This is a genomic window from Pseudomonas sp. Xaverov 259 (genome assembly GCF_019352915.1).
In the GTDB taxonomy this organism is placed as follows: domain Bacteria; phylum Pseudomonadota; class Gammaproteobacteria; order Pseudomonadales; family Pseudomonadaceae; genus Aquipseudomonas.
On sequence record NZ_JAAAFV010000024.1, the window covers coordinates 69,253 to 80,697 of the forward strand.

Here is an 11,445-nt window from a genome sequence, read left to right on the forward strand (position 1 = left end):
GTTCGCCAGAGCTTAAGCTTGCTTGCCATCCAGCTTCTTTTCATGTGCCGTCACTTGCTGGCACAGCTCAATCATCTGCTCGCGCATCCAGCGGTTGGCCGGGTCCTGGTCGGTGCTTTCGTGCCAGTACAGGTGGGTTTCCACCGGCGGCACATCGTTGACCGGCAGGTTGAACCAATGCAGCTCATGGCGGCGGGCAAAGCGCTCGGGCACGGTCATCACCATGTCGGTCTGCTGCAACACTTGCGAAGCCATCAGGTAATGCTGGGAGCGCAGGGCGATCTTGCGCTGGATGCCCATCTTGCCCAGCGCCAGGTCGACGTGGCCCAGGCCGTTACGGCGGCTGGAGATATGGATATGGGTCAGCGACAGGTAGTCATCCAGCGTGAACTTGTCCTTGCCCGCCATCGGGTGGCCCTTGCGCATGGCGCACACGTAGCGGTCTTCCATCAGCTTGACGTGGCGCACTTGCGGGTCGGTGTTAAGCGGTGCGTCCACGGCAAAGTCCAGGCGCCCGGCGGCCAGTTCCTTGGTGGTTTCACGGCGCTTGGACAAGAAGCTCTCGATCACCACGGTCGGCGCCAGCCGGCGCAGGCGCTGGAACAGCAGCGGCAGAATCACCGCCTCGGTGAGGTCGGTCATGCTGATGCGATAGGTCTTGGCCGCCTGTTGCGGGTTGAAAATCCGGCTTTCCTGCACCGACACCCGCAGCAACGACAGCGCGTTGCGCACCGGGCCGATGATGTTCTGCGCCATCGGCGTGGGCACCATGCCCTGGGCGGTGCGCACGAACAGCGGGTCGTTGAAGGTTTCGCGCAGACGGGCCAGGGCGTTGGACACCGCCGGCTGGGTGATTCCGACGATCTGCCCGGCGCGGGTCAGGTTGGCTTCGGTGTAGATCGCGTCGAAGACGATAAACAGGTTGAGGTCGACCTTGCTCAGATTCATGTCGTTGCGCTCTTATTTTCAGGTGGCGATTTATCAGGTGCTCATACGCCGATCATATATCGGTGATGAATGTTAATACACGCCGAGAATAGGCTAGGTAAATTATCAACGCTGTTCTAGCATCGATTGCATGATCTAAACAACCTCTCAGAGAAGGGAGCTGCTCATGGATTTCGCTTATTCGCCCAAGGTTCAGGAACTGCGTGAACGCGTCACCGCGTTCATGGACGCTTACGTTTACCCGGCCGAGCCGGTGTTCGAACGCCAGGTCAGCGAAGGCGACCGCTGGCAGCCCACCGCGATCATGGAGGAGTTGAAGGCCAAGGCAAAAGCCGAAGGCTTGTGGAACCTGTTCCTGCCCGAGTCCGAGCTGGGTGCCGGCCTGACCAACCTCGAATATGCGCCGCTGGCCGAAATCATGGGCCGCTCGCTGTTGGGCCCGGAGCCGTTCAACTGTTCCGCCCCCGACACCGGCAACATGGAAGTGCTGGTGCGCTATGCCAATGAAGAACAAAAACAACGCTGGCTTGAACCGCTGCTGCGTGGCGAGATTCGCTCGGCGTTCGCCATGACCGAACCGGACGTGGCCTCATCCGACGCCACCAACATGGCCGCCCGCGCCGAGCGTCAGGGTGACGAGTGGGTGATCAATGGCAAGAAATGGTGGACCTCCGGCGCTTGCGACCCGCGCTGCAAAATCCTGATCTTCATGGGCCTGAGCAACCCGGACGCGCCGCGCCACCAGCAGCACTCGATGATCCTGGTGCCGGTGGATACCCCAGGCGTAAAAATCGTGCGCCCACTGCCGGTGTTCGGCTACGACGACGCGCCCCACGGCCACGCCGAAGTACTGTTCGACAACGTGCGTGTGCCGTATGAAAACGTACTGTTGGGTGAAGGCCGTGGTTTCGAAATTGCCCAAGGCCGCCTCGGCCCAGGCCGCATTCACCACTGCATGCGTTCCGTCGGCATGGCCGAGCGTGCGCTGGAACTGATGTGCAAACGCTCCGTCAGCCGCACCGCGTTCGGCAAGCCATTGGCGCGCCTGGGCGGCAATATCGACAAGATCGCCGACTCACGCATGGAAATCGACATGGCGCGCCTGCTGACCCTGAAAGCGGCCTACATGATGGACACCGTGGGTAACAAAGTCGCAAAAAGCGAAATTGCACAGATCAAGGTCGTGGCGCCGAACGTGGCCTTGAAGGTGATTGACCGTGCGATCCAGATCCATGGTGGCGCGGGGGTTTCCAACGACTTCCCGCTGGCCTACATGTACGCCATGCAACGTACCCTGCGCCTGGCCGACGGCCCGGATGAAGTGCACCGTGCGGCGATTGGCAAGTTTGAGATTGGCAAGTATGTGCCTAAAGAGCTGATGCGCGGCGGGCAGTAACTCCGAGGCGCCTGCATTCGCGAGCAAGCCCCACACACATTTCGACCGTATTCCAAAGGGGGAACGCGGTCAAAATGTGGGAGCGGGCTTGCTCGCGAAGAGGCCAGTATTTACAACACAAAACCCGAGGGGTCAGTACACCCAAACCTCCACCCGCCGATTTTTGATCCGCCCCTCATCCGCCGTATTCGCCGCCACCGGCATCTGCGCGCCAAAGCCGCGAATATCCCTGAGCACCACGCCGCTCTTGACCAATTCCCGGCGCACCGCCATCGCCCGCAACTTTGACAACAGCGCCGCCCGCTGCGGGTCATTCTTGGCATCACCAAACCCCACCAGCGTCACCTGCTTGTCGAGCTTGCCGTGGCTTTTCAGAAACGCCACCACCCGCTGCAGGTCCTGACGTGCTTTGTTATCCAGGCTGGCGCTGCCTTCCTCGAAGCGAAAATTCACACTCAGGCGCTGGGCGTCACGCACGATGGTTTGATAGCCCTCGGGCATCGACGCCCGTGGCTCCACGGCAATCGCCTGCACCTGCTGGGCGATAAAACCGTTGGCGGCCACGATCGCCTGGCCTTTGCCACTTTGGGTAAAGTCCACCAGGGCCTTGGCCCACGGGTTGCGGTTCGACGGCGGCAGGTAAAAATACAGGCGGCGTGACAGCGGGTAATCCTCGGTGGCGATCAGGCTGGTCACCGGCAACATCGGCTGTGAGTCACCGTCGACAATCGCCAGCGCCTTGGCCTGACGCACATACGGCAGGCCGATAAAACCAATGCCGTGCGGGTCATGGCTCACCGCATCGGACAACGCCTCGCTGGACTCGAAACGCTGTGCAGTCGCGGCCAGCGGTTTACCGCGCCGGTTCAGTACCAGCTCTTTAAAGGTGTCATAGGTGCCGGACTGATCATCCCGGGCGTACAGATGAATGGCGCCGCCGACGCCGCCCACATCCTCCCATTGGCCGACCTCACCGTTGAAAATCTGCGCCAGTTGCTCGGTGTTCAAGGTATTCAGCGGGTTGTGCGGGTTGAGGATGATGGCCAGGCCGTCGATGGCGATTACCTGTTCGGCGTCCGGGCTTTTCAGGTCGCCCAGGGGTTCAAGGTCCACCAGCTCGCTGTCCTTGATCGGGCGCGAAGCCGCCGCAAGGTCCGCGTTGGATTTTTTCAGTGCGCTGAAGCCGGTGCTGGAACCGTGGGCCGCGACCTCGACCGTGACGGTTTTGCCTTGACGCGTCTTGCCGATCACCCGTTGTTCATTGGCGCCATCGCCAGCTTCGCTGTGCACCGCCTGCAAGCCTTGGTGCTCCAGCATGCCCTTGACCAGCGCAGGTCCCAACGCCGCACCAATGGTATTGGAACCCTGGATGCGCAGTGCGGGGCCTTGGTCGGGAACGGGGAGGGCAGCGGCGACAGCGTGGAGCGGCAGTAGCAACAGGAACAGAACGCGCAGCATCATGCCGGCACCTTCTTAAGCCAAAGGGAGTGCCGCCAGATTAAGTCAGTTGGGTTTCAATAGTGTGACTGACACACAGCCAAACCCAATGTGGGAGCAGGCAAGCCAGCTCTCACATTGAAGTACACAAACCTTTAGATCAGCTCAATTCAAGCCAGATCGGCGCATGGTCCGATGGCTTTTCCAGCCCACGCAGGTCGTAATCCACACCCGCATCCTTGACCCGCGACACCAGGCCGTTGGAGGCCAGGATCACGTCAATGCGCAGCCCACGCTTGGGCTCATCTTCAAACCCACGGCTGCGGTAGTCGAACCAGCTGAAGCGGTCGGCCACGTCCGGGTTCAAGTGGCGGAAGCTGTCGACCAGGCCCCAGTTCTTCAGGCGGGCCATCCACTCGCGCTCTTCCGGCAGGAAGCTGCACTTGCCGGTTTTGAGCCAGCGCTTGGCATTGTCGGCGCCGATGCCGATGTCGATATCTTCCGGGGAAATATTGATGTCACCCATCACCACCAGCGGCTGGTCATTGCTGAACTGGCTTTCCAGCAGCTGCTGCAAATCTTCATAGAAGCGTTGCTTGGCCGGGAACTTGGTCGGGTGGTCGCGGCTTTCGCCCTGGGGGAAGTAGCCGTTCATCACGGTGATCGACTGGCCATGCTCGTCGGCGAACGTGCCCCAGATAAAGCGGCGCTGGGCGTCTTCTTCATCGCTGGCAAAGCCTTTGTGCAGGCTCAACGCCGGCTTGCGCGACAGCAGGGCCACGCCGTAGTGGCCTTTTTGCCCGTGGTAGTACACGTGATAGCCAAGAGCCTGCACTTCGGCCAGTGGGAACTGGTCGTCGTGCACCTTGGTTTCCTGCAGGCCGATCACGTCGGGCTGATGCTTTTCAATCAACGCTGCCAGCTGATGAGGGCGGGCGCGCAGCCCGTTGATATTGAAGGAGACGATTTTCATGGTCGGCAGTCCAGTCTGGCAAAAGGGCGATGCTAGCCGACAAGTCCGGCGGGGGCCAGCGTGGCGGTAGGGCGCATGCACTGCTAATGTCTGGGAACGACCGGTGCCGCGCGGGTTCGTACCTATAAGAACGCCATCTTTTGAGTGGCGCCCAGGGAGATTGACTGTATGCCGGACACTGCCACTGCCATTGCCGAAATTCGCCTGCTCAACAGCGGCTATTCCCGCGAGGCCCGTTCCTTGTTGTACCAGGCCTATCGGCATGAACCGACCTTCGCCTACATCTTCGAAGCTGAGCGCTCGGGGTACGAACAGCGGGTGCGCGCCACCGTACGTGAGCTGGTCAAGCAGCATTTTTTCCAGAAACTTCCGGCCATCGGCCTGTTCGTCAACGACCGGCTGATCGGCATCGCCCTGATTGCGCCACCGCAACGGCGCCTGGGCATCACCGAGAGCTGGGCCTGGCAGTTGCGTATGTGGCTGAGCACCGGCGTGCGCGGCACTCGGCGTTACCTGGATTACCACTACGCGGTGCTGGCATGCCTGCCGAATGAGTCGGTGCATGTGTTGCCGCTGCTGGGTATTCATCCGCAATTCCAGGGCAAGCACTACGGCGAACAACTGTTGCAGGCGGTGCACAACTGGTGTGCCGAAGACCCGCATTCATCGGGTGTGGTGCTCGATACCGGCAATTCGCGTTATCTGGATTTCTACAAGCGCCAGGGTTATGAGGAAATCGGTGAGGTCGCCGTAGGACCCGTCCTGGAACACGTGTTTTTTCATCCGAATCCCCAGGCGTTACATGCTGCAACGGCTTAAGACAGAATTATTCAGACAATTCCGGGTTCAAAGTGTCCCCCCAGCTGTGTAGCATCCGCGCCTATGAAGCTCCCAGGAAGATTTACCAGCGGCTTGGTTCTGCTGTTCACAAGCTGTGGCGTATTTGCGCAAAGCGAATTGGACGTGCGCATCAAGCCATCAAACGACGCGTTGAAAGCCAACATCGAAGGCTATATCGGCGGGGTTGGCGATCGTGATGAAGAAGCCTTGCTGCGGTTCAGCCGTGGCGCCGAGGAGCAGGCCCGCAAGGCGGCCCAGGCGCTGGGCTTCTATCAGCCGCAGATCTCCAGTGACGTAAAGGGCGGCAAGAACCCGCGCCTGACCCTCACCATCGACCCCGGCGAGCCGGTGCATTTGCGCAACGTGACCATTCGGGTCGACGGCCAGGCCGCGAGCCTCAAGGCGTTTCGCGTGCCCGCCAGCGACGACCTCAAATCCGGCGCCGTACTCAACCACGGCAACTACGAAGACGCCAAGCGTCTGATCCAGAACCAGGCTTCGCGCTATGGTTTTTTCAATGGGCGCTTTAGCAGCCAGAAACTGCTGGTGGACCCGCAAGCCGGTGTCGCCGATATCGAGCTCATCTACGACAGCGGCCCGCGCTACACCTTGGGCAAGGTCGGTTTTACCGGCGATACGCCGTTCGATGAAGACCTGCTGCAACGCATGGTGCCGTTCAAAAACGGCACGCCGTATGACTCAGAGCTGATCGCCGAACTCAATCAAAACCTGCAAGCGAGCGGCTTCTTCGAAGGCGTGCGCGTGGACGCCAGCCCAACCGCCTCGACCAACGATGTGATCCCGGTGGCGGTCCAGCTCGACACCCGCAAACCACGCACCATGGGCCTGGGCCTCGGTTATTCGACCGATGTCGGCCCGCGCGGCAAAGCCAACTGGACCCGCCATTGGGTCAACCCCCAGGGCCACAGCTATGGCTGGGAGGCCGAACTGTCGGCGCCACGCCAGAACGTCGGCCTGTGGTACGACATCCCGCTCGACCCGCCACTCACCGACAAGCTGCGCTTCGCCGGCGGTTACCAGAATGAAGAAATCGCCAACACCGATACCTTGAGTAAATTGCTCACCCTCGGCCCGGAATGGCACAGCAAACTGCCCAGTGGCTGGACGCGGGTCATCTCGCTCAAATACCAGCGTGAAGAATATCGCCTGGGCAATGACTCGGGCTTAAGCAACCTGGTGATGCCGGGCATCAACTATTCCTACCTGCGCAGCGATAACCGCATCGACCCGCACAATGGCTATCGCCTGATGTTCGACGCCAAGGTCGCCAAGGAAGGGCTCGGCTCCGACACCAACTTGCTGTACGGCACCGCCACCATCAAGGGCCTGACCACCTTGTGGGACAACCACCGTTTCCTTGGCCGTGCGCAGTTCGGCGGCAGTGCCACCAACGGCTACAAGTCGGTGCCGCCTTCGCTGCGCTTCTTTGCCGGTGGTGACCAGAGCGTGCGCGGCTACGAGTACCAGACGCTGTCACCCGAGAACGACCAAGGTAAAACCATCGGCGGGCGTTACATGGTGGCCTTGAGCGCCGAGTACCAATATTCCATCGCCGAAAAATGGCGCATCGCGACCTTTATAGACCAAGGCAACTCCTTCAACACCCTGGAAATGCCCAGCCTGAAAACCGGTGTGGGCGTGGGTGTACGCTGGGTGTCGCCAGTGGGGCCGATTCGCCTTGACCTGGCCCATGCCCTCGAAGATCCGGGCGGCATTCGTTTGCACTTTTCCATGGGGCCTGAGCTGTGATGCGTGGTTTGAAAATAGCGGGGCTGGCCATTGTGGCGCTCCTCATGCTGGTGCTGTTGGCGCTGTGGACGGTGCTCGGTACTCAAGCAGGCAGCCGTTGGGCCTTGAGCCAGGTGCCGGGGTTGAGCGTGGAAAATTTCCAGGGGCGTCTGGGCGGCCAATGGAGCGCCGACCATCTGCTATGGCAGCAGGACGCGAGTCGGGTAGAACTCACTGCACCGAAGTTTGATTGGTCACCGGGCTGCCTGCTGCGCATGACCCTGTGTATCAACCAACTGGACGTGGAACAGGTCAGCCTGCAATTTCCGCCGAGCACTGAACCGAGTAGCGGTGCTATCACGTTGCCGGATCTTAAATTGCCGGTTGCCATCCAATTGGGCGACGTTCGCGTCGGCAGCCTGCTGTTTAACGGCAGTGAAGAACTCAAGGGCTTGCAACTGGCGGCGCACTGGACGGCCGCCGGTATGCAGATCGACTCAGTGCACCTGCAACGCGATGACCTGGTGCTGGACCTTAACGGCCTGCTGCAACCCACCGGCAACTGGCCGCTGAGCGCCACCGGCAACCTGAGCCTGCCCTATGCGCCCGGCGGCGCGCCGTGGACGGTTGCGCTCAAGGTGGACGGCGACCTGCTCAAGACCCTCAAGCTCGACGCCGACAGCAGCGGCTACCTGCCCGCCAAGCTCAGCGGCGAGCTGCAACCTCTGGTTGAGAACCTGCCCGCGCAGTTGCACATCACGGCGGATGGGTTCAAACCCAGCGCCGATTTGCCCGACACCTTGCAGCTCAATCAACTGGACCTCACCGCCAAGGGCGACTTGAGCAACGGCTACCAATTGCTCGGCCGCGCCGTACTGCCCGCAGAAAAAGGCCCGGTGGCCTTGCTGTTGCAGGGCAAGGTCGACGCCAAGGGCGCACAGATCGCCGGCCTCGACCTGACTGCCGGCGACCAGCAGAGCCTCAAACTCAGCGCCAACCTGGACTGGCAACAAGGCTTCAGTGCCGACGCGAAAATCAACTGGCTGGATTTCCCCTGGCATCGTCTCTATCCGTTAATCGAAGAGCCGCAGGTCGCGCTGCGTACTTTCAACGGTGAAGTTTCCTATAAAGACGGCAACTACCTCGGCAATCTGAAAGCTGACCTTGACGGCCCCGCGGGTAAATTCAATCTGGTCACGCCATTCAGTGGCGACCTCAAGCAAGTCTTTTTGCCCGAGCTGAAACTGACCGCCGGTCAAGGCAAGGCCGAAGGCCACCTGAACCTGCAATTTGCCGATGGCATCGCCTGGGACACTGCGCTGGACTTGTCGGCACTCAACCCGGCGTATTGGGTGGCAGAATTGCCGGGCACCTTGGCCGGGCCGTTGCGCAGCAAAGGCGAGTTCAAAAACGAGCAGCTTAAACTGAATGCCGACCTCGACCTCAAGGGCCATTTGCGCGGCCAGACCGCCGTACTGGTGGCCAAGGCCGAAGGCGCGGGCGAGCAGTGGACCCTGGCCAACCTGGATATCCGCCTGGGCGACAACCGCATCAATGGCAGTGGCAGTTTGCAACAACGCCTGGCCGGGCAGATCGACATCAAGCTGGCGCGACTGGCCCAGCTGTGGCCGCAGTTGCGTGGGCAGATCAACGGCCGCGTGGATGTGGCCGGTACGCTGAAGGCGCCGCAAGGCAAGCTCGAGCTTAAAGGCCAACAGCTGGCGTTGGCGGACAATAAACTGCAAAGCCTCACCCTGGAGGCTGCCCTCGACAACGCCCAGCGCGCGAAGATCGACCTCAAGGGCAACGGCATTCAAGCCGGTGAAACCCAGGTCGGCACCCTGACCGCCAGCGCCCAGGGCGACATCAAGAGCCAGAAGGTGCAACTCGATCTGGCCGGGCCGCTGGTCAAACTCGCCCTGGCTTTGGATGGCAACCTCGACAAAGGCAACTGGCGTGGGCGCCTGGCCAGTGGTGATGTGCAGGCCGGCGGCCAGGATTGGAGGCTGCAAGCCCCGGCCAAAATCGAACGCTTGGCCGACGGCAAGCTGACCTTTGCCGCGCATTGCTGGGTGTCTGGGGGCGCCAGCCTGTGCGGTGAAGACCAGCGCCTGATGCCTGAACCCAAGCTGCGCTACCACCTCAAGCAATTCCCGATCGACAGCCTGGCAGCCTTCTTGCCCAAGGATTTCGCCTGGCAGGGCAAGCTCAACGCTGACGTGCAACTCGATCTGCCCAGCAGTGGCCCTAAAGGCGTAGTCGCGGTGGACGCCAGTGGCGGTACGCTGCGCGTGAAGGACAAGCACCAGTGGGTGGATTTCCCCTACGACACCTTGAAGTTGGAAACCACCCTGAACCCCAAGCGCATCGACACGCAGCTGAATTTTCGCGGGGGCAAGCTCGGCGAATTGCTGTTGCAGGCGCAGATCAACCCGTTGCCCAAGGACAAGCCGATCACTGGCACGTTCAGCCTCACTGGCCTGGACCTCGCCGTGGCGCGACCCTTTGTGCCAATGGTGGAAACCCTCAATGGCAAGCTCAACGGTAACGGCCGCATCTCGGGTGGGCTGTTGGCGCCGCAGGTCAACGGCACGGTGAACCTGGTCGACGGTGAAATTTCCGGGCCTGAGCTGCCGATGAGTCTCGAGGGTTTGAACGTGCAGGCGCTGATCGCCGGTGAAAGCGTGCAGCTCAACGGTGCCTGGCGCAGCGGCAAAGGCGGGCAGGGCAGCCTCAAGGGCCATGTCGGCTGGGGCCAGGCACTCGCGGTGGACCTGAGCCTGCAAGGTTCGAAATTGCCGGTCACGGTTGAGCCCTATGCCAAGTTGGACGTGGCGCCGGACCTTAAGATCAGCCTCAAGGACGACAAGCTGGCGATCGCCGGCAAGGTGCACATCCCGCGCGGCGATATCACTGTGCGCGAACTGCCGCCGTCGACGGTCAAGGTCTCGGATGACACGGTGATCGTCGGCAGCCAGACCGAGCAGGGCAAGCCGCCGATGGCGATGGCCATGGACATCGACGTCGAGGTGGGTGAAGACCAGCTTAACTTTGCCGGCTTCGGCCTGACCGCCAAGGTTCAGGGCCATGTGCATATTGGCGACAACATGGACACCCGTGGTGAGCTGTGGCTCAACGACGGCCGTTACCGTGCTTACGGGCAGCGCCTCAATGTGCGGCGTGCGCGGCTGTTGTTTGCAGGTCCCTTGGATCAGCCGTTCCTGGATATCGAAGCGACACGAGTGGTCGTTGAGGATTCCAGGACTGTGACTGCCGGTATTCGCTTGAGCGGCAGCGCGGAACAGCCGACCACGCAGATCTTCTCTGAGCCTGCGATGCCTCAGGAGGATGCGTTGTCCTACCTGGTGCTGGGGCGTTCGCGTAACAACACCGGCGAAGACAACAATATGCTGGCTGAGGCTGCTCTGGGCCTGGGTTTGATGGGCAGTGCGGGGGTGACTTCGGATATTGCCAACAAGCTGGGGATTCAGGATTTCGACCTTGATACCCAAGGCAGCGGTAACAAAACAGCAGTGGTGGCCAGTGGCAAGATCACCGAGAAACTCAGCCTGCGCTATGGGGTGGGGGTGTTTGAGCCGGCCAATACCATTGCCTTGCGGTATTTGCTGAGCAAGAAGGTGTATCTGGAGGTGGCCAGTGGTGTGGCCAGTTCGTTGGATATCTTCTACAAACGGGATTTCTAGGGGTTGTATAAGGTAAGAAGTGTGGGAGCTGGCTTGCCTGCGATGGCGGTCTTTTGGTGTACATATCCGTTGCTGCGGTAATGGCTACTTAGGGTTCCGCCCTGACGGCGGGTCACTTTTGCAAGGACGCAAAAGTAACCAAAAGGTCCTCGCCCCACCACTCGGTGCCTCGCCTAGGCTCGGCATGCCCGCACTCCGGCTTGAATCCGTGGGCCGCCGCGATGGGCCATCCTTGGCCCAGCGCGGTAACCCGGCGTCCTGCCGGGTTACCCACGGATTCAAGCCTGCGTTCGGCCATCGTGGTTAACGGGGCGCCTCAGATCAAAATCAAGATCAAGATCTACAGCACGGCGGCCTGAAAGCCGACCTGAGTGGTTGAATCAAAAGCCAGATCAAGT

The 11,445-nt window shown here is 61.0% G+C and carries 7 protein-coding genes; 4 read left to right on the forward strand and 3 right to left on the reverse strand.

Annotated features, from left to right (window positions below; all coding sequences use genetic code 11):
• Nucleotides 1–12: 12 nt before the first annotated feature.
• Nucleotides 13–948: a LysR family transcriptional regulator gene (locus tag K0H48_RS09125; RefSeq protein ID WP_017136514.1), complete on the reverse strand. Its 936-nt coding sequence runs from the start codon at nt 946–948 to the stop codon at nt 13–15.
• 166 nt (nt 949–1,114) lie between these two features.
• Between K0H48_RS09125 and K0H48_RS09130 the strand changes: the two genes are divergently transcribed.
• Nucleotides 1,115–2,344: an acyl-CoA dehydrogenase gene (locus tag K0H48_RS09130; RefSeq protein ID WP_138814863.1), complete on the forward strand. Its 1,230-nt coding sequence runs from the start codon at nt 1,115–1,117 to the stop codon at nt 2,342–2,344.
• A gap of 132 nt (nt 2,345–2,476) precedes the next feature.
• Here the strand turns inward: K0H48_RS09130 and K0H48_RS09135 are convergent, their stop codons facing one another.
• A complete protein-coding gene (locus K0H48_RS09135; RefSeq protein WP_219267222.1) occupies nt 2,477–3,805 on the reverse strand; it encodes a substrate-binding domain-containing protein in 1,329 nt (442 codons plus the stop codon).
• A 136-nt stretch (nt 3,806–3,941) separates the two neighbouring features.
• Entirely contained in the window at nt 3,942–4,754 is an 813-nt protein-coding gene (gene xthA / locus K0H48_RS09140; RefSeq protein WP_017134623.1) for an exodeoxyribonuclease III, read from the reverse strand.
• 168 nt (nt 4,755–4,922) lie between these two features.
• On the opposite strand from xthA, the gene K0H48_RS09145 reads away from it, so the two are divergent.
• The 3 genes from K0H48_RS09145 (at nt 4,923) to K0H48_RS09155 (ending at nt 11,047) form a co-directional block, all read left to right on the forward strand.
• Nucleotides 4,923–5,573, forward strand: a complete 651-nt coding sequence (locus K0H48_RS09145; RefSeq protein WP_138814865.1) for an N-acetyltransferase — start codon at nt 4,923–4,925, stop codon at nt 5,571–5,573.
• A gap of 63 nt (nt 5,574–5,636) precedes the next feature.
• Nucleotides 5,637–7,364 (forward strand): autotransporter assembly complex family protein, encoded by a 1,728-nt coding sequence (locus K0H48_RS09150; protein WP_219267223.1) that lies wholly within the window; start codon nt 5,637–5,639, stop codon nt 7,362–7,364.
• Nucleotides 7,364–11,047 carry a translocation/assembly module TamB domain-containing protein gene (locus K0H48_RS09155; protein ID WP_219267224.1) on the forward strand — a complete coding sequence of 1,228 codons (3,684 nt, stop codon included), beginning with the start codon at nt 7,364–7,366 and terminating at the stop codon, nt 11,045–11,047. Before K0H48_RS09150 ends, K0H48_RS09155 begins: the two co-directional genes overlap by 1 nt.
• Nucleotides 11,048–11,445 lie beyond the last annotated feature (398 nt).